The organism is Bacillus sp. LH1, assembly GCF_057924895.1.
Map to the genome: position 1 here is coordinate 4,374,867 of NZ_CM175007.1, position 23,419 is coordinate 4,398,285.

General features: G+C 33.3%; 21 protein-coding genes and 1 pseudogene. 8 read left to right on the top strand and 14 right to left on the bottom strand.

All coding sequences use genetic code 11. The annotated features are described in order from the left end of the window. Positions 1-98: 98 nt before the first annotated feature. Positions 99-1,424, bottom strand: coding sequence for an MFS transporter (locus ACX9TM_RS22640; protein WP_000513857.1), 1,326 nt, complete (start codon positions 1,422-1,424; stop codon positions 99-101). A 392-nt stretch (positions 1,425-1,816) separates the two neighbouring features. Between ACX9TM_RS22640 and ACX9TM_RS22645 the strand changes: the two genes are divergently transcribed. Next, positions 1,817-2,500, top strand: coding sequence for a type 1 glutamine amidotransferase domain-containing protein (locus tag ACX9TM_RS22645; RefSeq protein ID WP_000823847.1), 684 nt, complete (start codon positions 1,817-1,819; stop codon positions 2,498-2,500). Positions 2,501-2,548: 48 nt separating this feature from the next. Here ACX9TM_RS22645 and ACX9TM_RS22650 read toward each other — a convergent pair whose 3' ends face one another. The 8 genes and pseudogenes from ACX9TM_RS22650 to ACX9TM_RS22685 all read right to left on the bottom strand — a co-directional run bounded on the left by ACX9TM_RS22650 (position 2,549) and on the right by ACX9TM_RS22685 (position 11,916). Continuing rightward, positions 2,549-3,187, bottom strand: a complete 639-nt coding sequence (locus ACX9TM_RS22650; protein ID WP_001233006.1) for a TetR/AcrR family transcriptional regulator — start codon at positions 3,185-3,187, stop codon at positions 2,549-2,551. Positions 3,188-3,507: 320 nt separating this feature from the next. Beyond that, the gene (locus ACX9TM_RS22655; RefSeq protein WP_000919607.1) at positions 3,508-4,170 is read right to left on the bottom strand and encodes a type 1 glutamine amidotransferase domain-containing protein; all 663 of its coding nucleotides are present in this window, start codon (positions 4,168-4,170) and stop codon (positions 3,508-3,510) included. A gap of 106 nt (positions 4,171-4,276) precedes the next feature. Next, positions 4,277-4,363, bottom strand: a pseudogene (gerE, locus tag ACX9TM_RS22660) (spore germination transcription factor GerE); the annotation flags it as partial. Between the two features lie 67 nt (positions 4,364-4,430). Continuing rightward, positions 4,431-6,983, bottom strand: a complete 2,553-nt coding sequence (locus ACX9TM_RS22665) for an ornithine cyclodeaminase (RefSeq protein WP_089603425.1) — start codon at positions 6,981-6,983, stop codon at positions 4,431-4,433. Between the two features lie 159 nt (positions 6,984-7,142). Continuing rightward, on the bottom strand, positions 7,143-8,609 hold the full coding sequence (locus ACX9TM_RS22670) for a recombinase family protein (RefSeq protein WP_373452616.1): 1,467 nt from the start codon (positions 8,607-8,609) through the stop codon (positions 7,143-7,145). A gap of 268 nt (positions 8,610-8,877) precedes the next feature. Then, complete coding sequence (locus tag ACX9TM_RS22675; protein WP_089603427.1) at positions 8,878-10,122, bottom strand: hypothetical protein; 1,245 nt, start codon at positions 10,120-10,122, stop codon at positions 8,878-8,880. Continuing rightward, the gene (locus tag ACX9TM_RS22680; RefSeq protein WP_089603428.1) at positions 10,098-11,528 is read right to left on the bottom strand and encodes a hypothetical protein; all 1,431 of its coding nucleotides are present in this window, start codon (positions 11,526-11,528) and stop codon (positions 10,098-10,100) included. The genes ACX9TM_RS22675 and ACX9TM_RS22680 overlap by 25 nt, the downstream gene beginning before the upstream one ends. A 4-nt stretch (positions 11,529-11,532) precedes the next feature. Further along, positions 11,533-11,916, bottom strand: coding sequence for a hypothetical protein (locus tag ACX9TM_RS22685; RefSeq protein ID WP_071743174.1), 384 nt, complete (start codon positions 11,914-11,916; stop codon positions 11,533-11,535). Between the two features lie 477 nt (positions 11,917-12,393). On the opposite strand from ACX9TM_RS22685, the gene ACX9TM_RS22690 reads away from it, so the two are divergent. The 6 genes from ACX9TM_RS22690 (at position 12,394) to ACX9TM_RS22715 (ending at position 17,696) form a co-directional block, all read left to right on the top strand. Continuing rightward, the gene (locus ACX9TM_RS22690; protein ID WP_016117806.1) at positions 12,394-12,753 is read left to right on the top strand and encodes an ArsR/SmtB family transcription factor; all 360 of its coding nucleotides are present in this window, start codon (positions 12,394-12,396) and stop codon (positions 12,751-12,753) included. Further along, complete coding sequence (locus ACX9TM_RS22695; RefSeq protein WP_089603429.1) at positions 12,743-15,301, top strand: heavy metal translocating P-type ATPase; 2,559 nt, start codon at positions 12,743-12,745, stop codon at positions 15,299-15,301. The genes ACX9TM_RS22690 and ACX9TM_RS22695 overlap by 11 nt, the downstream gene beginning before the upstream one ends. Positions 15,302-15,360: 59 nt before the next feature. After that, the gene (locus tag ACX9TM_RS22700; RefSeq protein WP_089603430.1) at positions 15,361-15,945 is read left to right on the top strand and encodes an SCO family protein; all 585 of its coding nucleotides are present in this window, start codon (positions 15,361-15,363) and stop codon (positions 15,943-15,945) included. Between the two features lie 54 nt (positions 15,946-15,999). Continuing rightward, positions 16,000-16,680, top strand: a complete 681-nt coding sequence (locus ACX9TM_RS22705; RefSeq protein WP_089603431.1) for a DsbA family protein — start codon at positions 16,000-16,002, stop codon at positions 16,678-16,680. After that, a complete protein-coding gene (locus ACX9TM_RS22710; protein ID WP_089603432.1) occupies positions 16,677-17,114 on the top strand; it encodes a disulfide oxidoreductase in 438 nt (145 codons plus the stop codon). Before ACX9TM_RS22705 ends, ACX9TM_RS22710 begins: the two co-directional genes overlap by 4 nt. A 63-nt stretch (positions 17,115-17,177) precedes the next feature. Beyond that, positions 17,178-17,696: a PCYCGC motif-containing (lipo)protein gene (locus tag ACX9TM_RS22715; protein ID WP_089603433.1), complete on the top strand. Its 519-nt coding sequence runs from the start codon at positions 17,178-17,180 to the stop codon at positions 17,694-17,696. Between the two features lie 649 nt (positions 17,697-18,345). On the opposite strand, the gene ACX9TM_RS22720 is transcribed toward ACX9TM_RS22715, so the two are convergent. The 3 genes from ACX9TM_RS22720 to ACX9TM_RS22730 are packed head-to-tail and all read right to left on the bottom strand — an operon-like array spanning position 18,346 to position 21,578. After that, positions 18,346-19,923, bottom strand: coding sequence for a recombinase family protein (locus ACX9TM_RS22720; RefSeq protein WP_089603434.1), 1,578 nt, complete (start codon positions 19,921-19,923; stop codon positions 18,346-18,348). Continuing rightward, positions 19,907-21,397 (bottom strand): recombinase family protein, encoded by a 1,491-nt coding sequence (locus ACX9TM_RS22725; RefSeq protein WP_238363657.1) that lies wholly within the window; start codon positions 21,395-21,397, stop codon positions 19,907-19,909. Before ACX9TM_RS22725 ends, ACX9TM_RS22720 begins: the two co-directional genes overlap by 17 nt. Positions 21,398-21,425: 28 nt before the next feature. After that, a complete protein-coding gene (locus ACX9TM_RS22730; RefSeq protein WP_000218031.1) occupies positions 21,426-21,578 on the bottom strand; it encodes a hypothetical protein in 153 nt (50 codons plus the stop codon). Between the two features lie 45 nt (positions 21,579-21,623). On the opposite strand from ACX9TM_RS22730, the gene ACX9TM_RS22735 reads away from it, so the two are divergent. Then, positions 21,624-21,962, top strand: a complete 339-nt coding sequence (locus tag ACX9TM_RS22735) for a helix-turn-helix domain-containing protein (protein WP_089603436.1) — start codon at positions 21,624-21,626, stop codon at positions 21,960-21,962. Between the two features lie 94 nt (positions 21,963-22,056). Here ACX9TM_RS22735 and ACX9TM_RS22740 read toward each other — a convergent pair whose 3' ends face one another. Both ACX9TM_RS22740 and ACX9TM_RS22745 read right to left on the bottom strand, forming a co-directional pair. After that, positions 22,057-22,869 (bottom strand): MerR family transcriptional regulator, encoded by an 813-nt coding sequence (locus tag ACX9TM_RS22740; protein ID WP_089603437.1) that lies wholly within the window; start codon positions 22,867-22,869, stop codon positions 22,057-22,059. A 136-nt stretch (positions 22,870-23,005) separates the two neighbouring features. Continuing rightward, entirely contained in the window at positions 23,006-23,320 is a 315-nt protein-coding gene (locus tag ACX9TM_RS22745; RefSeq protein ID WP_224742182.1) for a hypothetical protein, read from the bottom strand. Between the last annotated feature and the right edge of the window lie 99 nt (positions 23,321-23,419).

Sequence of the window (23,419 nt, forward strand, 5' to 3'; positions counted from 1 at the left end):
GACCTTTTTTATTTTGCTCCTTTTTTTCGTAATTTGCAAGATAGAAAAATAACCGACCTTCTATAAGAAAGTCGGTTTCTTCTATATAAAGTGCATATTCATTGCTCCATCTTTTTTTGAAAAGAAGACATTCCCATTAATAAGAAGAAATGAGCAGCAATTAAAATGACGATCAAAATAAAATTCAATCGATAACTATTTGTAGATTCCATAATTTTGCTCGCTACAGCTGGTCCAAATGCCATACCGAAAAAGTTAATTAAATTATATAAACCAAGACCGACTCCAACTTTAGCTGGATTTAATGTTTTCGGGATAAATGTGTTTAATGATACTTGAATTGCCGAATAACTCATAAATGTTAAAATAACCGCAAATAAAATAAAGAGTAAGTTCCCGTCCGGAATAATCCCTAAAATTAAAAAGCCAATGATCATAACTACAGAAGCTACATACATCATCTTCACATTCCCAAACGAAGGAATAATCTTTCCGGTAATAAAACTAGATACAATACCAAAGAGAGATGCAATAAACAATACAATTCCAATAACGAATGGAGACAATCCATGTCCTCTTCCTAACAGTAATGGTAATAATAATAAACTAGCACATAACGCCACATTAATGATAAATCCGACCGCTATTAAACGAAGTAATGGTTTATTTGTAAATAACTCAATATCAATAAACGGCGACTCCGTTCTCTTCATATGAGCCTTAAATAAAAATAGAAAAACAACAGATAACACAAAAAGCCAACTATTAATATTCACTCCTAATAAAATGGTCGTAATCAATACAAATAATAAAACTGCTCCAATGAAATCAAAGCGAAACACTTCATCTGTATGTCGCGCCTCTTCTGGCATAAATTTTACGAGTAAGAAAATACCAATCATTGAAATAACCATAAATAAAAATAAATACGGCCACCCTAACGTATTTGTAATTGCCCCACCTACTAAAGGTCCAATACCAACCGCTAATGCAATAGAAGAACTAATCATTGCTAACGCACCTGGTTTTTTAGCTGGAGCAACTAATTTCGCCACCGCAATCATACTAAGCGCAATAAACGCTGCTCCGCCGCTCGCCTGCACTAACCTTGCGAAAATGATAATTTCATAAGATTGATTCACAAATCCAACAATAGAACCAGCTACAAATATGATAATAGAAATAATTAATAGTCTTTTTACACTGTAACGATCAGCCAGCTTTCCATATATTATCGAACCAATACCGACAACTAAGGAATACCCTACTACAACCCAGCTTACTTTCGATTGACTAATTGATAAATCATTGGCAATATCCTCTAGCGCTACATTAAATAACACAGCGTTCATCGGTCCTAACAAAACAATAAAACATAATGTAAAAACAAACCATTTCGAATGGTTTCTTATATCTTTCCCCATGTGTAACACTCTCCTGATTGCAATTTTAAAACTATCAAACTATAGATAAAAAAATGAACTTATTTAAATGTTGTATCACCACTAAACAACTTCATTAAATGTGTAAAAGTTGCTAATTTATCGCGCGATAAATTGAATTCGAAACGAAACACGTATGTTGTTCGATATTCATGGAACTATCATAGTTTCAGCATTACAGTTTGTCAACGAAAAATATACAAAGTAAACTAATTAAGTCTTTTTAGTTTACTTTGTTCAAAAGTTATTATACACTAATTTCGAAGCCGATATAAGGAGGACTGGCATGATTATTCAAATTTACATTTTTTAACTTAATAAAATGAAACGCATACAGAACTTTTATATAGAAGAGACATTATAGGAGGATTATGATGAAGAGAAAAATGTTAGTTGTATTAACAAGCGTAGAAAAATACCCAAATTTAAATAGGGCTACCGGACTTTGGCTTGGTGAAGCTGTACATTTCGTAAAAAAAGTAGAAGAAGCTGGTTACGAAGTTGATTACGTCAGTCCACAAGGCGGTTATACACCAATTGATCCACATAGTTTAGCAATGGCGGAGAGTATCGATTGGGAATGGTATCAAAAGAAAGAGTTTATGAATCGCCTCGGTTCTACAATGAAACCAAGTGAAGTGAATCCAGAAGACTACGCTGTTATTTATTACGCAGGTGGCCACGGGGTTATTTGGGACTTCCCAGAAAATAAAGAACTTCAAAATATTAGCCGCAATATTTATGAAAACGGCGGAATTGTTTCTTCGGTTTGTCATGGAGCTGCTGGTTTATTTCATATTACATTAAGCAATGGGGATCGTTTAATTAGCGGTAAGAAGGTAACAGGCTTTTCAAATGAAGAAGAAAAATTAGCTGAATTAGATCAATTCGTTCCATTTTTAACAGAAGATGAACTCATTAAAAATGGAGGACTTTACGAAAAAGCCGCGCAACCGTGGGAAGCTTATGCTCTAGAAGATAATCGTGTTATCACTGGTCAAAACCCAGCTTCAGGTGGTCTAGTAGCCGAATTAGTATTAAAACAGTTGCAAAAATAATATGTACTAAAAAAGCAGATTCTCCTCTATTAAGGGAGATCTGCTTTTTTACGAAATCATTTGCAAAATAGCAATAACTTCTTTTTCAATTTCAGAATCATCAATTGCTTCTATATACTCTGGTTTAAAAAGTTGATACTTCTTTAATTGATAAAAATCAAGTATCGCTTTCTTTAACGTAATATCGTACTGAATACAAAAAGAATGATCTATAATACGTCTTAACATCACATCATCTTGTACCATAAATAATTGTGCATTCATTTTATTAAAATAACCTTGTTCCATACCCGCTTCAAAAAACATTTGCAAATTATGGTTACGATTTTGTTGGGCAGCGACTAATTGATCCGACAAATGCGGATATGCTTCTTTCAAATCTTGCAAAAAAACATCCGAAATATATGTCACACATTTTAAAGAATGGATAAACGTCTTTTGGAAACGTTCTGTAAATGACATACTTTCATCTTGATTATCCGCATCACCTTCGAGTAGATAGTTCATGAAATCCTCTACTACCGCCTCAATAATTTCATCTTTCGAAGAAAAACGTTTATATAAAGTAGCTTTACTAATATCCATATATTTCGCAATTTCATCTATTTTCAATTGGCTAAAACTTGTCTTTCTAATAATGGGCTTTATTTTATTAATATAAGTATTTGCACATGCGACTTTTCTCATTTAAAAGAGCCTCCCCTTTTGTCCATACAAAATAGTATAGCAAATTCACGAATGATTATAAATGAAGTTATTATACTCACTATGCCTTTTTAGTTTATTACATTTTCATATACTATACATAAAAAACTATAATCAATTATTACCAACTGGACGGTTACAAAGCAATTTCGAGGCGGGAATTTTAGAATACAGTGAAACTTTAATCAGTGGGGGGGCGTTCATCCCCACTGATTATTAGCTCTCACCAATCGGGGGTCCTACTGCCCGGCAAATAGAGGGATAAAAATACCCACTACCTTTGTTAGTAGCGGGTACTTTTTCTATAATTTATTTACAGCCCTTTTTATAGCCTTACCTATTTCCACGCTAGACTGTGGATTTTGTCCTGTAATTAAATGACCATCTACTACTACATGCGGCGTAAAATTGGGGGCTACATAAAACAAAGCTCCTTCTTCTTTCAACTTACTTTCTAGCAAAAACGGAACGCGCTTTTCTAAATGTACAGCTCTTTCTTCATCGTTTGTATAACCTGTTATACGCTTACCCGCAACAAAAAACGAGCCATCCTTATTTTTCACACCGACTAAAGAGCTTACTCCGTGACAAACAGCCGCTACAATCCGGTTATTGTTATACATATTCTCAATCAAATTTGCTACATATGGATTACCTGGAAAATCTACAATCGCCCCGTGCCCACCACCAAATAAAACCGCATCATAATCCGAAAAATGAACATTTGAAATCGGCTTCGTATTTTGCAATAAAGAAGCTACATGCTTGAATTCGCGAGGTATACCATTCGGAATAGACACTCTATCTATAGGTACTCTCCCGCCTTTTATTGACACAATATCAACATCAAACTTAGCCTTTTTTAATACATGATAAGGAGCTGCGAGCTCTTCAAGCCACAAACCAGTCGGGTGTCCATTCATATCATGAGCACTTGTTGAAACTAACAGTATCCTTTTCAACATATCCCCTCCTTATTACCTATTTATGTATGAAACGTTTTTATCATTCATATAGCAAGTGAAGCAAACAAAAAAATAGCCGACTTTTATATAAAAGTCGGCTGCTTTCTTATAATTCGAGCTCTCCCATACGAAGAAGCTCCACAACTGCTTGTGAACGTCCTTTAACCCCTAGCTTTTGCATTGCGTTTGTGATGCATAGTGATTGCAAAAAGGAATTTCCCTTCTTCCCGTCTACTCACGTAAATGTTCCATAATAATTATTAAATACTATATCCTTGAATAACTTCATTTGTCTGAGCTACAAAACAACTCTCTTCAGGATAGACCAATATAGAATGATGGTAACTATTCTTGTTAAACGAATGACTTTTTAACACGTTCCCATTCTCATGTATAGCCGCGACTATTGTTTCCAAATTATTTGATACTATCCATAGATAAATGTTCTTATTTGGAACCCATATTACCCTTGATTCAAACGCTTTCGGAAGAGGACTATACCTCCATAAGACTTCACCTTGATAATTGTAACCTTTTACTTCTGCTTTTGTGACAACCACTAAGCTACTCGATCCCAATGTCACAGATTGAATACTTTCTTGTTCTTTAACTTCAAGGGTTTTCTCTAAATTCATGTTATAGAACGATACCAATCTTGTTCCTATTCGCAATACCAAATTATGTTCCGGCGTTTCATAAGCTTCATAAATAGCCGCCGAAAACTTTAATTCTATTTTACTATTTCGATTTTCCAATTCATATTTTTTCTTGTCTGTTCTTTTTAATCTGAAGTTAGGTAGACTTATATCGTTTAATCCTGCGCCGAACACATTCCGTTTTTCACTTTCAACATCGGATTCATTTATTTTTAGTCTCCACTTTCCTTTGCCGTCAATCTCGAATATACCAGAAACAGACTTCTCCCCTCTATCAGAAGCAAAATGAACAATAGCCCTGTCCTCAGAAATAAAATCTAGATTAAATCCATGAGCATCCACTTTGAATTTATCAAGTTGCTGACCATCTTTTGAATAGGTAACAATATGCCCAGGAAGATAGGTAATTTCTGATCCTGAAGGTATACTTGTAAACAAAACCTCTCCATCTAAAGATAAGAATAGCGACCACATAGATGAATATATATGATTTTCCCAAATAACATTTTCACCAAGGTCATAACATACTAATTTATGGCTCAAACGGTCTTTTTCTCTTTGTTTATCAGATAACTTTGCTAATTCATTAATTGATTTCCGCGGTCCTTCCTCAACCACGTAAACCCTTTGGTTTTTCATGTCAATAACCCGACTACCAAACCACTCTTTTTTACTCTTTATCTCCCATTTTCCCGAGAACTGCTTAGTCACAGTAATTTCAGGTGCCACCTCACTTTGAACATCAATCTTGTCTACATCCGTAAAGGCTTTAGCCTCAAAATGTTTCCATTGGTGATTTTCAGGAGCTAACCAAAAATATCCTTGATTATGAACTCCTCCATCAAAAAATACATTTTGACCAGATAAAATGAATAGTTCCATTCCAGGATGCCCTTCTGAACCTGTTATGAGGTTTCCAGTGTCTTTGTGTAGTTCATATAATCGATTATCCTCACACACAACTAAATATTTTTCTTGATTAGGAATCAATTGAATAGTGGAAGCTTGTTTTGGTAGCTGTGCTCCATAAATAAATTTCCCATCTCTGTTTAACCAGAAAGTTTCTCCAGATTGAAAAGAGACAACCAATTTATTCTCTATCCAACAGATGTATCTACCTTCATTTTTAAATGCATTAATCCACTTGAGCCTCCCACTACTATCCCAGGCAGAAACTCGTCCCTTCTCTTCTAAAATGAACACCATGTCAGTTTTGTGATCATGCGCGAAACCAGCGAATGGTGAATTAAAACTCATTCTCTCAAATCCCATAGAAAATTGAGCTGCTAATTGTTTAGCAAACATACTTATTGCTTCTTCTTCAGTTTTTGGTGGGGCAGATAATTCACGTTGAAGTTCTTCTTGTTTTTGTTGTAATTCTTTTTCTTTCAGTTCAGAAATAGCAATTCTCGCTTTTAAATTACCGTTATTGTCCAATCGATACAATCTATCCATACTTGAGACAAAAATATCGGTTGAATCCGCTGACACCTCAAGTAAATAAGGCATAAAACTAAGCTCACCAAACATCGTAGAGAGTGTTTCTTTAAAAGCAATGCCCCATTTTAGATCTCCATTAAAGTCAAAGCAATAGAGCTTACCTGGACCGTCATATGTTTCCCGGGTTCCCACTAACCAAAAATCATTACCTATCGCAAATCTAAAAGGTTGCCATTGAAACTCATATACAATAGCTCGCTTACTCTTATAATGTACAAAAGCAACCTTTTCTTTATCGTAAAGTAGAGCACCCATGTGATTCACAGCAACAGGATGCATTTTTTCTAACGCTGTTTCTTTTAAATTGATTTGTTGTACTTGCTCTTTAGTAATAATTTCAATAGTTCCGGCAGCCTCAACAATAAGTAAATCTTGATTATGATAAAGATGTCGAAATTTCCTACGAGACCTTGTTTCAAAATTTATTAATTTAGGATTTTTTTTATCTACAGAAAAAAATGAATTCCACGTGAGCTGACTATTCATTTGTAAAGGAATGGTTGAAATTGGTCGAATTGTACCTTTATCAACAAAATCATAGTATTTATTTTGTTTAACCCTTCCTAAATGGCGCTCTGAATTTACCATTGGCTCATTATTAGGTTCCTTAGCAGCTGGATTAGAAAATAACTTCTTTATTGTATTGAATATCCCCATAATTATCCCTCTCTGAATAAAAATTAATCTATTTTCTTAAATTATCTCTTTGCAAACTTGTTTCTCTAATTAGATACTAACATAAAAATTTCCATATATAATTAACTACTTGTGCAATGTAATTATTCATTTCAAAAATAAGAAGGAACATGCCCCCTCTTATAACGGACTTTCAAAAGTATATATAATGTCTACTGTCCCATTTTGATGGATATTGATTTTTTGAATTAACGTTTGAAATACGTGAATTAAATCTTGCTCTTGCTTTTGTAACTGCTCAAAGGCTTGTTTTATCGTTTGAATATCAATTTGAACATGATTACCATTTTGTATCACCAGTAATTCATGGTCCGCTTTGATTATTTCCACTTCAAGATCGTTTCGTTTTTTTTCAAACTCTTCTTTATTAATAAGTTCTTCTAAATACAAATCTAGTAATGCTTTTTTCTTTTGCTGATTTGTACTCATAAGCTGTTGTAAATTTTTTATCTTTTTCTCTTGCCCCTTTTCGACATTGCTTTGAAGCCTTAAAGTCACAGACTCTCCTTTTTCCACTAGTAAACTTATGATAAACTGACGAAAATCCCCATATTGAATTGGCACATGATTTACACAACCATGTTTTCCTGCCCGGCGATATTGAGAACACTTTAAATATTTCCATTCCGTCCGCTCTCCACTTTTCTTTTTCAAATGAGACTGTACAATTACCATATTAGAACCACAGACTGCACATTTTGCTAGATTGCGAAATTCATTCCAAGCTGTGATTTTCGTTTTATTTGTTTTATTTTTTTTTCGATTTGCTTGATTCCATATCTCTTCTTTAACAATCTTAGGGTGATGATCAGGAAAAACAAACCATTTTTCTTCTGGGTTTCGAATTTGTTTTTTCTTACCACCAACTTTTACTGAAGTATATTGATTTAAAATAAAGGTTCCTTTATAAATTGAACTTTGAAGGATTCTTTGAACTGATGTCATTTGCCAGTTTTTTTTAGTTTTCGACTTTATACCCAATCGATTTAATTCATTTGTTATCTTTTTATATCCCCAACCTTCGAGATACCATTTATACATCATTTGAACAACTTGGGCTTCTTCCTCATTAATCACCAATTTTTGATTTTCACGATTGTATCCATACGGAACTTTCCCAATATGTTCCCCACGACGTACTTTTACTGACAAAGCTGCCGTAATACTAGACGAAAGCGTTCGACTGTATTGAGCTGAAAATAAAGACCATAGCTCAAATGCCATATCGTTTTTTCCAGCCTTTACAGAGTCGTAACCTTCTTCAACAGAAATGATTCGAACATTATGAGCTAAAAACACCTCACGAATCTCTAGTGAATCCTTCAAATCCCTTGCTAAACGAGAAATGGATTTAAAAACAACCATATCAATTTCTTTTGTTTTTGCCTTTTGCAATAGCAATTGAATAGAAGGTCGGTCTACAAATAAAGTCCCACTTATTCCCTCATCTTTATAAACACGTTTTTCATCCCACTTAAATCCATTTCGTTCTAACCAATTTCGGCAGATATCTATTTGGTTTTCGACAGATGAAACCTGTTCATCTCGATCAGTTGATACGCGAACATAAACTGCATAGGATTCCACCCATAACACCTACTTTTCACAAATCACCATGTAGTATTAATGCTTATGCGAGAACAGTATTAATTAAAATCAATTTTTAACTAAATAAAGAACAAGCCGTATTAAATTTAATCTATGCTTATTATAATTATGATCTCTTTATTTTATTCACTCACATGAATCGAATTCATATTTATGAAAAAAATATTAACAATGCTTAAACAAAAAAACTATCCTTACACAAAAGTCATGCCATTAAATCATGCCTTTTGCAAGGATAGTTTTTAATTTATAAATTTAACTTACTCTTATCTTTTTCAGCTACTCTTTTAATCCCTCTCTCCCACGAAAACCACCTTAATTTTATATGAGGAACAATGCTTAGATAAAATATAATAATTATGATAACAACAGAAAGCAGTACATGTATTGTTAACATAATTGGATCCTTAAAAATATCTTCTATATTCTTAACACCCTGAAACAATAGCATAAACGATGTAATAGCTGGTACTATGATCATAAGAAATATACCAATATATTGCTTTATATCAGATAACATAGGAGTTTTTATGCTCTTTTGAATAGATCGGTGTTTCTTTACCTTTCCATTAATCCAAGCATCTAAACTTTGAATGTATGTCTCCAATTCTTCATTGATTTTTTTTACACCATTGATAAATGAATGAATTTCTATTCGATTATTATTAACAATAATAATAATTTTCTTATTACCATTAGTTGAAATAAAAACTTCTCGTATTAATTCATATGGTATTAAATATTCTATTGATTCTTGTCTAAATTTCCGACTGTCATTTGTTTTTTGATAGTCCATTTCAATCAAATAATCATTAACAAGCAATAAAATACCTTCAATTTGAGAATTATCCAAATCTTTCGGTATATTTATGTAATTATATAATTTAGAATATGTTTCTTTATTACTTTCTTGGAGCCAAGCAAAGAATCGAGTAGCTTCTTCAACACTACTTAATGGTATATCCCAATGAGACATTCTTTCTTCTGGAATAGATGATGAGGCAAAAAATGCGATATAAACCTTTCCTTCTATATTTTGAAACAGCTTTGAATCATTAAGCCTTTTTGTTAAGAAAATGATTTTAGGTGCTTCCTGTATTCCATTTTCAATTAATACACTGTATTCACCGTTCTCATATTCAATTTTAGTATCTCTTTCTAATGAAAATGTTCTTCCTGCATTATAAAAAACAGTATTCAACCAAATCATTATTAGCTTTTTGACATTGACTTTAACAAGAGATACATTTACTGGCTTTAATATCGGTTCCGCATCTTCATCGCTATGTTTTTGTTCAAATGATTCTAATTCTTCTATATCAAAAACTCCTTTTGATCTTAAAGAATTAATATCTTCTCCCTTTCCCAACCTTTGCTCAAACACTTTCATATCAATAGAATAATCTTTAAGAGCAGTTAAATTTACATCTGACAATATAACATCTAAACAGTTTATTTCATCATTGGTTAAGATGTTCTCTGTTCTAGACATTCCGACCATTCCTCAATTTTAATTTTATATTCTTCAATTATCCTTACTACATCATCTTTAAATTTTGTATAAAAATGACATATTAATATTACAATATTTTTAGCTAGTTCATCAGAATCCGTGCGATTTTTATAACGATGTGAAACAAAATAATCCGAAAAGAAACTTTGTAAGTTCCCATAGTTATCTATATTTATTTCTTCATCCTTTAATTCTTCTTTTATAACATTTAGAATCTGATTCTCTTCTAACATTATTACACTCTCTAATCCTAAATTAGTCAAAACCGTAAATAATAATTTCCTCTTTTGAACATTTAACTTACTGCCCTCGACAACTTTCTTTAAATCTTCCTCTACTTTTTTTATTTTGGCTTCCAAATGATATTGAAGAATAGATGATTTTATACGCTTAAATGTTTGTATCATAATTTGTTCTATATCATTGTAGAATTTTTTATTATGAATTACCCAGTTAAGTTGTAAAATGATATAATCTAAGACTTTAGGACTAACTGGCGTACCAATATAAATACCTCCGTCGTGTGTAAGCTTGAGATTACAAGCATGTCCCTCAATAATACATTGAATCGCTAATTCATACATTTTAAGACTAGATGAATCTTCAATAACCTGCATGATATTATTATTTTGGTGCTGAGGACCTACTCCATAAATATCTACTCTTAAATCATCATCAGATTTAAATTTTGGAGAAGAAACTAGTCCTTTTAACTTAAGGTTGATCATAATAAGTTGAGCTTCATCCAAACTTATTTTTTCTATTCTAGGTACATATCTTTTAAACAATAATGAAACTACTGATAATATTTGTATTGCCTGAGTTTCAGTTATATCTAATTTATATATAGCAGCTAGCTTCGTTGCAGTATAAAGACGTACTTCAACAAACGTGCTTCTTATTATTTGAGTGGGAATAGGATTTGTAACTAATTCTGTCTTGTCAACACGGAACCTTAAATCCACAGAAGATTGATTATAATTCACATCCTCTAAAAATAAATCGTATTCTAAATTTGCAGATAAAGAATCTCTGTTTCTAATATTTGTTTTTGTAGTAATAAGATCTGCAATTTCCGCTTTTATACTTGTAGTTACATCTATTTCCACCTCTGCTAATCGGAATAGATTTACAGATAGCTTGTCCCCTTTTCTCCCTATTTGCCCAAATGCTTGCATTATTTTTGATCGTATCATCTCTTCACTATCTGGATAGGCATGTCCTAACCCTAATAAACAATTTTTTTTACTAGGTTGTTGTTTGGTTTCTTCTGTTAAATACCCTTTAAAAAATTCAATAAAATCCTCAGCATAAATCCTGTCAATCATTTCATCAATCGAATATTCATTATTCCTAAAGAAAAACGTTTTCTTTTCGATTTCCATTTAACTATTCCTCCAAAAATCTTAGCAATGATTGTCTAGACGCAAGTTCACTTAATTCATCTTTCTGTTGGTCTAGCAAATTAGTAATTTGGTCAATAAATACATGTGGCTGTAACAATTCTTCAAAAGCCTTCTGTACATCCTCATCTTTTATTTTACTTCTTCCCATTGAAGCACTATGCTGCTCGGCTCTTTTTATTAACATGATGCAAAGTTGATCTAATTGTTCTAATAACAGAAGCTTTGTTGTATTAGCAATTTGTCTATCAGTATTGTTGCGCAAAAATCTTGTTAACGTCCCCAATCGAGAAACAGATGTGCCTAATTCATCCGCACTCGTTTCAATCTCTTCGTTAGTTTGTTGTAATTGATTAACATTAGCTTCCATCTATATCTCCCCTTAAAAAAATCTCAAAAACGATTTAACTACTAATAATTATCTTACAATAAGCTCCAAAAAGGAAGCTTTTACCTATACAAAATTTAACTACCGAGTCAAAGAACCTCTCAATTACTAAAGGGCACAACCTTATCCTAAATAAATCAAAATATAGGGATAAACAAATGATATTTCAACAACAAATATCACCAAATCCAAAGAAGGCGTTGCCTCTTTGGAACATGTGTAACCATATTTTATAAACTAATATTCTTCTTCCTTGCCATCACATCTACAAATCCCTCATCTAACTGCCCTTGTTTTTCAAAAACTCCAACTTCCCCTTAGATATCCAAAGCAAAAATAATGTAAAGGAACACTTATTTGTCAGACTTTTTTAAATTTTCGACACACATATTAGCCAATGCTAATATGAATGAAGAATAAACATATTAGTAATTACTAATACGATTGGAGTGAATACAATTGTGTAATACAAATGATTTAGATATAAAAGCCAAATTTATCCGTGGCTTTGCTGATAAAACACGGCTTCAGATTCTTCAATGTATGATGGATGGGGAAAAAACGGTATCTGAAATTGTAGAAATCATCAACGGAAATCAGTCAAACATATCCCAACATCTGAACTGTTTAAAAGGATGTGGCATTATTCTTGGAAGACAAGAAGGAAAGTATGTCTACTATTCTTTACGAAATGCACAAATCGAACAGTTACTTACAATGTTTGACGTTGTATTTCATGAAGTTCAAAACGAGGTAGCATCATGTGATAAAAACGATGCATGCTTATCTCAAAAGGGAGAGAGTTGCCATGACAGATAAGAAAGAAAAACAAACGAGCTGCTGTCAAACTTCTTCTCACAGTGAATCTTCATCAACTCCTACTAAAGAAGGAATACAAAAGGAAACTTCATCATGTTGCTCTTCAAAAAAAGAAATTCCGATTGTTCCCGTTGCTACTATGGAGGCTTCCTGTTGTAGTAGTGACAAAGATACTGTGAAAATAGAAAAAGCAAAGGAAACAACATCATGTTGTTCCCCTAAAATAGAGATCCCAATTGTTCCCGTTGCTAAGAAAGTTTCCTGTTGCAGTAATAACACTGATACTGCGAAAACAGAGAATAACTCTTCCGCTTCCTGTTGTGGACCTAAACCAGAAAAGGTATCTTCATGTTGCTCTTCTGCATCCGCCATACAAAAAGAAGAAGTAACATCAGAAACTTCTTGTTGTAGTGATAGCTCATGCGAAGCCCCATCACCTCGTGATAATCAGAAAGTAACAGGAGATGGCGTACAAACATACCTGGTGGAAGGTATGGATTGCGGTGCATGTGCCTTAACAATCGAAAAACATCTACAAAATGTTCCTGGCGTAGAGGAAGTTCGCGTAAACTTTGCTACTGGAAAAATGCATATTCGTCATGAACGAGATGTAGAGGAAATTATAAAACAAGTATCTAACGCAGGATTTGGGGCTTCCTTAGCGGGAACTCGTAGAGAATCGGCACCTGTTTCAAAATCAAAAAATACAACTTTGATTCTCTCAGGTTTATTTTTAGCTTTAGGATTTGGAGGGAGTTTTACAAACGTACCACCTCTCCTTATTACACTTCTCTATGCGGCAAGCATTGTAATTGGTGGTTATAAGCCTGCCAAAAGTGCCTTTTATGCAATAAAAAGTAAATCACTTGATATGAACGTTCTCATGATATCAGCTGCTATTGGTGCTGCATTAATTGGTCAATGGCTAGAAGGTGCAACCGTTGTTTGGTTATTTGCATTAGGAGCAACGCTACAAAACAAATCAATTGAACGTACACGAGAATCCATTCGTGGATTAATTGATTTAGCACCATCAGAGGCTTGGATAAAAGTTGGAACTGAACTTATAAAAAAATCTGTAGATGATATTGCAGTGAATACAACGATTGTTGTAAAGCCTGGTGAAAAAATCCCATTAGACGGTACAATTATAGGAGGCACTTCTACTGTAAACCAAGCACCGATAACTGGTGAATCTATCCCAATTGATAAACAAATTGGCGATTCTGTATATGCAGGAACGATCAATGAAGAAGGTTCGCTTGAGATTACAGTAACTAAACTCGTTGAAGACACTACGTTATCTCGAATTATTCACCTTGTAGAAGAAGCACAAGAAAAGAAAGCACCCACAGAAGCATTTGTGGATCGTTTCGCAAAAATCTATACCCCTATCGTTTTTGTATTAGCAATTGGCGTCATGATCATCCCTCCCCTTCTTGGTATGGGCGAATGGATGGAATGGATTTATAAAGGATTAGAACTTCTTGTTGTCGCATGTCCTTGTGCTTTAGTTATCTCAACTCCTGTTGCCATTGTATCTGCAATTGGAAATGCAGCAAGAAATGGTGTACTCATTAAAGGTGGTACTGCTCTAGAAATTGCTGGTTCATTAAATGCTATTGCATTTGATAAAACAGGTACATTGACCGAGGGAAAACCAAAAGTAATGCATGTACGAAGTTTAGATTGTACTGAAGACGAGTTATTATCCATCGCAGCAACAATTGAAGAATACTCTAACCATCCAATTGCAAAAGCAATTACAGCTTATGCGAAAGAACATCAAACTTCTATTCAAAGTGGAGCTGACTTCCGCGCAATTGTAGGAAAAGGTGCTCAAGTAACGATAAATAGCGAAACATACTACGCTGGAAATAAAGCATTATATGAAGAGCTTGGAGTTTCGCTTCAAATGTGGAACGAACCGATTCGGGAAATGCAAAGAATTGGTCAAACCGTGATACTTGTTGGAACGAACAAAGTTATTTTAGGAATGATTTCAGTAGCAGATTCCATTCGTTCTACTACTTATGGAACAATTCAAGAATTAAAACGATCAGGTATTCAGGAAACTGTTATGTTAACAGGAGACAATGAAGGAACTGCTGAACACATTGCACAGAAAGCAAAAGTAGATCGTTATTTTGCTAACTTACTTCCAGAAGATAAGGTTCATTCTGTAAAACAACTTCAATCTGAAGGGAAAACAGTAGCTATGATTGGGGACGGTATTAATGATGCCCCTGCCCTCGCTACCGCAAACCTTGGTATTGCCATGGGCGGTGCAGGAACTGATACAGCAATGGAAACGGCAGATATTGTCTTGATGGCAGACAATCTTGAAAAACTTCCTTATACCATGAAACTAAGTCGAAAAGCATTGCACATCATTAAACAAAATATATGGTTCTCATTGATTATTAAATTTATTGCCCTTGCCTTTATCTTCCCAGGTTGGCTTACTCTTTGGATGGCTGTACTAAGTGATACAGGGGCTGCGCTTATTGTAATACTTAACAGTATGCGTTTATTACGAAACAAATAATAAGATTCGGGGCTACCTAGTAGCTCCGTACCTTAAATATATTTTGAAAGGGTATACATATGAAAAAAATTCGTGTGATTGGATTACTTATGCTTATTTCCATAGTTTCGATTTTAGGAGCATGTAGTGATAATAAACTAAGGGATTCACTAGATTGGGATGTAGAAAAATTTGCATTTACAGATCAGAATGGGAAAAAGTTTGGTTCATCTGAGTTAAAAGAAAAGGTCTGGGTAGCTGATTTTATCTTTACAAGCTGTCAAACTGTTTGTCCACCTATGACAGCCAATATGGCAAAACTTCAAAAAATGTTGAATGCAGAGGGAATTAAAGATGTAGATTTTGTATCATTCAGTGTAGATCCTGAAGTAGACACACCTGAAAAAATAACAGAATTTATGAAGGTCTATGAAATGGATACAAAGAGAACTCATTTCCTAACAGGCTATACAAGACCAGACATTGAAAAGTTTGCAAAAAAGAACTTCCAAACCCTTGTAACCAAACCAGAAAATAATTCACAAGTTATACATGGTACGAGCTTCTATCTCGTAGACAAAGATGGAAAAGTTGTAAAGAAATATTCAGGTCTTCAAAACACACCATATGAAGATATCATCCGCGATATTAAACGAATTCGATAACCAAAAAACTTCTTGTTATGTTCCTATTAAACTCTAAAAATTCGAGGTGTTTACATGAAGAAAAAACAAGGCTCTCACATAAAATTATTGTTAATTGCCACATTAATCATTTTCGCTGCAGTTACAGCTTTCGTCGTTTTAAATAAAGAAGAACAAGTTGCTACGAATGAAGTGATAAAAGATTTACCTCCTATCGGTAAACAACCTACTTTAGGAAAAGAAGATGCACCAGTCTCTATTATTGAGTTTGGTGACTTTAAGTGTCCTGCTTGTAAAGCATGGGGTGAGCGTATCTTCCCTCAATTACAAAAAGACTATATCGATACGGGGAAAGTTAAATTTTCATATGTGAATGTTTTATTCCACGGAACAGAATCAAAATTGTCTGCTTTAGCTGCTGAATCTGTTTATAAACAAGACCCACAAGCATATTGGAGTTTCCATAAAGAATTATTTAACGCACAGCCAGAAAATCACGATGATTCATGGATTACTCCTGAAAAACTATTAGAAATTGCAAAAGCATATACACCAAGTATTAATACTACTCAGCTCGAAGAAGATTTAAAAAGACAAACAGAACAAGAAGAAGTAAACAGAGATGAGAAACTAACACAAGACTACAATGTAGAAAAAACACCGAGCATTGTTGTAAATGGAACGATGTTATCTGATCCTTATGATTATGAACAAATCAAAAATTTAATTGAAAAAGCATTGAAGGAAAAGAAATGATGAATACAATAAAAAAGAACTTTGAATGGCGTAATTACACCTTATATATGGCATGGATTGTGTCAATGATTGCGACACTAGGTAGTCTATTTTTCAGTGAGATTCTTGGATTCATACCATGTGAATTGTGTTGGTTCCAACGAATTATGATGTATCCACTCTGTATTATTTTAGGCATTGCCACGTTCTATAATGAAAAGAACATTAAAAAATATGTATTACCGATTTCTATTATTGGTGGAACTATCTCAATTTATCACTACGCAATACAAAAAATCCCTGATGTTTCAGAAATTAATCCATGTGTCCAAGGTGTTCCTTGTAATGTTGATTATATTAATTGGCTAGGTTTTATCACAATCCCATTTTTAGCTTTAATTGCTTTTTGTATGATTACTTTGTTTATGTTGTTAACGAGATCAAAAACGAATTAATAAAAAAACATGTAAATCGAATCATTATCTATAAAAGAATTTCTACAGAGAGGAGACAGTATGATGTCAAAGATCATACCTGTAGTTTTATTAGTAAGCCTATTAATCGGCTGTAGTTCCGTTAATGATTCATCACCGACTAATAACAAACACACAAAAAATAAGTTACAAGAAACCAAAAATAAAGGTGCACATTTTAAAGGCGATACTCTAGAAACAACAGCTAATATAGAAACTCTTCCTTCTTTTTTATCGTCAACAAAAAATGGACAAGTCTCTCAAATTTATGGGATGGTAGGAAAAGATACCGAACTTTTAAAATGGATTCCTTGTTACTGTGGATGTGACGAAAACTCTGACCATAAAAGCAATAAAGATTGTTTTATCCATGAAATTAAAGAGAACGGTGAGGTTACATGGGAATCACATGCAATGAGTCAAGCTGCTTGTGTAGATATTGCTTTCCAAGCGGTTTTAATGAAACAAAATGGAGCCTCTACTTTAGAAATTCGTGAATATATCGACAAGCAATATAAGAAAGAAGGTATAAATGCAACCCCAACACCGATGCCTAGCGCTTAATACATTTTAAAATACGAATACTAAAAAATAGCCATCGATATATCAATGGCTATTTTTTTAGGGGTAGTTATTCTATTTACTTTTTAACATAACTAATTAAATATGACACAGATAAAATAACAAGCTTTATATGAACCTTGTAAAAAGAAATGTTTCATAACACACATATTACATAACAACCATAATTAATTTAAATAAGAAAATTCTCTTTAATGATGCTTAATTCCCCCCACCAGATTCTTGTTTCTCCAACATTAATACTGTTCCTATTTCAAAATTCGCTATCAAACTTTGAAAATTTATCAATTTATATTTCACCTCAGTGCCGAATGACCAAAAGACATATTCACCCTTACACCGAGAAAGGAATATCCTGAATCTTCTTTATTTACAAACAAAGGGACAAACCTTATATATAACGGAATCTTGTCCTACTTTTTAAAAAAATCACTCGGTAAAGAAGTAGTAGTGGTATACCATTACTAACTTAATACCGAGTAAACGTTTTTCTTGGCATAACTCCTTCACCTTTTTGCCGAGAAAAATAATTTCTTTGAAACTAGCATATTTCTAAATGACAACCCATAGCACGTCCATATTTGTGATATTAAAAAGCAATAAAAAGAAACTCAAATTTCCGAGTTACTTTTTATTGCTCTAAATTTATTTTTAAAATATATTCTGTTTTCCCATTTTGATCTATTATAATTTTATCAATTAAATACACCAAAAGTTGACGAATTCGTTTCATATCTTTTTGTAAATTTGTAAATTCTATTCGAAATGCTTGTAACACATTTTTTTGTAACATACTTTGGTTAGAATCGACATCTTCAATATGCTTCATTTCTGCTTCTTTTTTTGCGATCAACTCATCTGTCTCTCTGATTTCGTGCAACAAATGCAAACGATAATCCAACATTACATCCAACAAAGGATCTATTTTCGGATCAACTTCCACCAATTTCTTCTTTTGACTATATAATTCATCTATTTCACGTTCCGCATCTTTGATCCAAACTAGACAATTATCCACCTGTTTTTTTAAACGCTGCATTTCTTTTTTTATTTGTTTGATTCCTTTTTCTAAAGTTTGTTCCACTTCATACATCAGTTCCGTTTGCGATTTAGAAATAACTTTATCCGTAATCTCCTTTATAACACTATCAAAAACCAATGCATGTAACTCATCTGTTGAAAACCAAACATTACATAATTTATTCGAGCACATATATTTTTTCATTCCATATTTCTTCCCATTTTTCCCCCTAGTCTCTTGATTCTTTGGAAGCAAAGGCGCATCACAACTTTTACAATAAATTAAGTCCCGTAGAACATACTCTGTTTTTAATTGTTTGGGAGGTAACTCCTTGTTTCTTTTCTTCTCAAACATTTGAAAAGTAGCTAACCATTCTTCCTTGGTCATAATAGCTGGAATCTCTTCACATTTTGCCATCTTCCATTTGGATAAGTCTTCAATACTATTTCCAGATCCAGGTTTTAGTCTTCCGAATGTAACATACCCTGCATAAATTGGATTGGTCAAAATGTGCTTTACTCGTTCCTTTTTCCAATGGATTGTATTTGTTTTCGCCTTTTGCTCATTTAATATTTTGGCGATATCCGCAAACCCTTCACCACTTTGATATAACTGATATATCTTTAACACAAGTTCTTTTTCATCTTCTAGAATAGAAAAGTTCTTAGTATTTTCATCCTGTACATATCCAAACGGTACAGGACCTCCCATCCATTGACCATAGTCTGTTCTTTGTCCATACGCATCTTTCGTACGTGCACTGATTCGCTCTACTTCATAACGAGTTCCACCCTCTCGAATTAATTGTGTAATAATATCACGCTCGGTATACAATTCTCCCGTACTCGTCAATATAACATCTGTTTTCGCTTCGTTCATTATTACTCGTATTTGTACATGTTCAATCTCCGATCGCGCAAGGCGGTCATCTGCATACGTAATCACAAAATCATATTTCCCTTGTTCTACATCTCGTAATAACGCCATGATTTGAGGACGCTTGATTAACTTCTTTTTAAATGCTGATTCTCCATGATCTACATATTCTTTCACAATTTCACATTCATAGTTTTTTATAAATTCATATACATGATGCCTTTGCGCATCGATGGTTTGACGATCAGATGAAACCCTCGCATAAAAAGCTCCTTTTTTCCCTTTTTCTAAAACATCACGAATTGTCTTCACATGTATGCACCTCTTGATAATGTAAAAATGGATGTTTAAAAATAATTTCATAACCGTGTCTATCTACAATTACAGTAAAAATCAGATCTTGAAATAACTCCATACTCTTATAATCTGGTAAGGAATCTAACATCAAGTGCTTATGGATATTACCTTCCAAATCCTTTACTACACCAGGCACCTTTTTTAATACATTTAGTTTCAATTCCAATTCTTCTTTGATTTGTTTGTGTTCCTGAAAATGTTGATAAGAACCAAGTAATTCTTTGTGCAACTTTTCATTTTTCTTTTCCGTTAACCACCTTTGTACTTTTGTGTGTACTGTCTTTTTCTTTTGATCTAAGCGCTGACTATGCCCTTGTATCATTCGTTCTATTTCTTTTATATTTTGTCTATAGTAACGTTGAAACAAGCCATCAAACTCTTTCTCTTGTAAATTAAGAAAAAAACATTTCATTTTTTCAAATGTTTTTTGTTCGATATATTCCTTATCAATATACAAACGATGTTCTTTGCATTGATATCCTATTAAAAATGTATCTCCTCTCCGTTTAACAACTCCCTCTAATTGTTTCTTGCAATAAGAACATTGCAGGAGTCCCTCCATACGATACAGAATATCTTCTTTATCAATTTCCTTTTTCGTTTTTGTAGAACCGCGCTTGTTTACTATTCGATTTAGTTTTTCTTGCGCAGCTTCCCATTGGTGTGGTTCAATCGGCATTGTGCCTTCTAGCTGATGTTCTTGGTGAACTCCCTTCAATCGAATACTATATACACCCATATAAAAGGAATTTTCTAATGTACGTCTAACATCTTGTAGTTCCCAAGGAAGTCCTTTTCGTTTCTTAAAGCCTTTTCCATCTAAACAATCTTTTATTTGTTGCAAAGATGTACATGTATCGTTCAAAAATTCATTAAAAATAAACATAACTATATCCATTTCATCTTTTACGATTTCAATTTCTTTTTTCTTTTTATTATTTTGGAAACCATATGGAAGCCGGCTCACTGCTTTTCCTGCATCAAATTTACTCTGACGCATCGCATCAAACCGTTTATTAATTTGTTCACCTTCATGTTGTGCAAAACCAGCCATAATCACTTCTAGGTAGCGATTCATCGGCGTGTATTCCATTACCGGTTCTCCAACAGTCGTAAAATGAACTTTTATCTGTTTCTCCTGAAGAAGTTCATAGATTTCCATATACTCGATTACATTTCTTGCTAACCGGTCTCTCTTATACAAAATTAAATGTTCAATTTCATCATTTCGAATTGCTTCCAACAAACTTCGTAATCCCGGTCGCTGATTCATATGTATAATTCGAGCCGATACATATGGATCTTCATATTCATAGTCCAGCTTCATATAATGATCTCTGCAATACGCCTTTGCATAATATTTCTGCATTCGAACGGAGTGTTCTTGTTTTTTAGATGAACTACGGTAATATGCGACTGTTTTCTTCAATATAACCAGCCCTTCCATCTTGTTGTGCTTACAATGTATGCACGTCATCCTTGTCCATAGAATCATTTTGTTTCATTACTTCTACTAAAAGTTCCACATATAATTGAAACCATTTTTGTGCAGCTTCAGGATCATGAATATACGAAATCGATCTAAGCTGAAGCTTCTTTTGCACGGTCATTAAAATCAACACCTTTCAAAACAAATTGCATGGGAGGAATTACTATTGATTACACAATTAGGACAAACCATTCGTAATTTACGAAAGCAAAAAGGCATTTCCCTTCAAAATTTTGCTGAGCAAATTGAAGTCTCTCCGGGATATTTAAGTAACCTTGAAACACAAAAAACAGATACCATTTCTTTAACGTTACTCGCAAAATTGAATGAGGAATTTGATTTATTTCCTTCCCTGAATCACACAAATTCTCCTCATCATGAATTACATTTCCGGCTAGATCGGGTATGCGAACTACTGAAAACGCTACATGATACCAATCCCGAGTTAGCAAATTATTTTATTTCTCATATTGAACAAGGATTGATATTATACCAAAAGGAATAGTTGCTTAATGGTTATTATTACCAATTAAAAACTAATTATTCATTTTAATGAAATCATTTTATAAAAATGAATAAAGTACCCTGAAAAAGAGAGCCTATTTTTCCAAAACGGCTTTCTTTTCCATATCTTCCAATAACTCTTTTATTACTTTATTATAAAGACGATTTACTTGTGTAGATTTTTCATCTGTTCGTTGATAAATATACTCGTCCCCTTTCTTTATTATCCCCAGATGTTTATCTTCTTTTGGAAATACAAGATTGTAAAAATCTTGATATATTTGCAATCCCTTCTCTCCTTTTAATGAATATGTACGATCAGGAAAGAGTCTTTTAAATTGAGCTCTTAATAACCCTTGAAATGCTCTTTCATCCAAACCCTGAATCCTATTTTCATCTATGTTGCTCGGTTGTTGTCTGTTTTCAATCACTGCGTCCAACTTACTCACTTTTTGTTGCAATAAATCATATTCTTCTACCACTTGTTCATACACATCTTTCATCCATTGATTCTGCTTTTGCAATGCTGATATCTCTTCACACATAATATTTACCACATCATATAAAAAATTAATGTCCCCATTCGTTATACTCTCCCTTCCTTCCGAATACTCAACTTCTCCTTCATTTTTTTTATGAAATAAAGCTTGTACTTGTTGTTTTACATCGTTTACATCTTGAATAAGATGATGATATTCTTGCAAAATTTGACGTAATCCTGGACGCTTCTTATCGATAAACTCAAATAAATCTTCTTCACGAATACTCCATCCCTCCTTCCGATTTTCTGATGGAACTGCTGCAATTTCTAACTTCCGGAGCCAATCTGTAAATGTTTTATAACTTACCTTTATATAGTTTTCTTCTAAAATCTTCATCGCTTCTTGAACATTAATCCACCTTGTCATATTCCACCTCACCTCATGTCTCTAATAATTTTATGAATGTCATATAACAGATATAACTACACAAAAGTAATATTAAAAACAAAAAAAGATTTAGCTCTTCTCCAAGCTAAATCCCGTTTACATAATCTCACTATTGTTATCTCGTTAATTTTGATTCGTTCTTTCTTAAATCCATAAATTTGTTATAAATAATACCCGCTTCGGTTTCTGTGTGAATATCAAAACTCCAGTACATTTCAGATCTTAACTCGTCTTCATTTATTTCTATTTCATGTACTAATTTTCCAACTACCTCTAATACATCTTCATTCCACAATTCTTCTTTTAATGTTTGATTTAACACCAATTGAGCTACTTCCATTGTCTGAAATATAACATCTAATCCATATCCCATCCTACTTACCCCCATTACAATATACCCCATCGCTTCTGTATCTTTCAAAAACTTCACTCCTTCCACTATTTCATTTTCATAAAAGTCATTTATAAAAAGTCTGTTTTCTTTCCCTACTGCATATACTTTTAAAAATATAACATTTGTTTAAGAACT

Excerpts from the sequence above, each read along its gene's own strand:
- ACX9TM_RS22685 (WP_071743174.1), bottom strand. The coding sequence starts at position 11,916 with ATGGAAGCTAATGTTAATCAATTACAACAAACTAACGAAGAGATTGAA.
- ACX9TM_RS22650 (WP_001233006.1), bottom strand. The coding sequence starts at position 3,187 with ATGAGAAAAGTCGCATGTGCAAATACTTATATTAATAAAATAAAGCCC.
- ACX9TM_RS22655 (WP_000919607.1), bottom strand. The coding sequence starts at position 4,170 with ATGTTGAAAAGGATACTGTTAGTTTCAACAAGTGCTCATGATATGAAT.
- ACX9TM_RS22700 (WP_089603430.1), top strand. The coding sequence starts at position 15,361 with ATGAAAAAAATTCGTGTGATTGGATTACTTATGCTTATTTCCATAGTT.
- ACX9TM_RS22675 (WP_089603427.1), bottom strand. The coding sequence starts at position 10,122 with ATGTCTAGAACAGAGAACATCTTAACCAATGATGAAATAAACTGTTTA.
- ACX9TM_RS22680 (WP_089603428.1), bottom strand. The coding sequence starts at position 11,528 with ATGGAAATCGAAAAGAAAACGTTTTTCTTTAGGAATAATGAATATTCG.
- ACX9TM_RS22715 (WP_089603433.1), top strand. The coding sequence starts at position 17,178 with ATGTCAAAGATCATACCTGTAGTTTTATTAGTAAGCCTATTAATCGGC.
- ACX9TM_RS22695 (WP_089603429.1), top strand. The coding sequence starts at position 12,743 with ATGACAGATAAGAAAGAAAAACAAACGAGCTGCTGTCAAACTTCTTCT.
- ACX9TM_RS22740 (WP_089603437.1), bottom strand. The coding sequence starts at position 22,869 with ATGACAAGGTGGATTAATGTTCAAGAAGCGATGAAGATTTTAGAAGAA.
- ACX9TM_RS22665 (WP_089603425.1), bottom strand. The coding sequence starts at position 6,983 with ATGGGGATATTCAATACAATAAAGAAGTTATTTTCTAATCCAGCTGCT.
- ACX9TM_RS22645 (WP_000823847.1), top strand. The coding sequence starts at position 1,817 with ATGAAGAGAAAAATGTTAGTTGTATTAACAAGCGTAGAAAAATACCCA.
- ACX9TM_RS22640 (WP_000513857.1), bottom strand. The coding sequence starts at position 1,424 with ATGGGGAAAGATATAAGAAACCATTCGAAATGGTTTGTTTTTACATTA.
- ACX9TM_RS22730 (WP_000218031.1), bottom strand. The coding sequence starts at position 21,578 with ATGACCGTGCAAAAGAAGCTTCAGCTTAGATCGATTTCGTATATTCAT.
- ACX9TM_RS22710 (WP_089603432.1), top strand. The coding sequence starts at position 16,677 with ATGATGAATACAATAAAAAAGAACTTTGAATGGCGTAATTACACCTTA.
- ACX9TM_RS22705 (WP_089603431.1), top strand. The coding sequence starts at position 16,000 with ATGAAGAAAAAACAAGGCTCTCACATAAAATTATTGTTAATTGCCACA.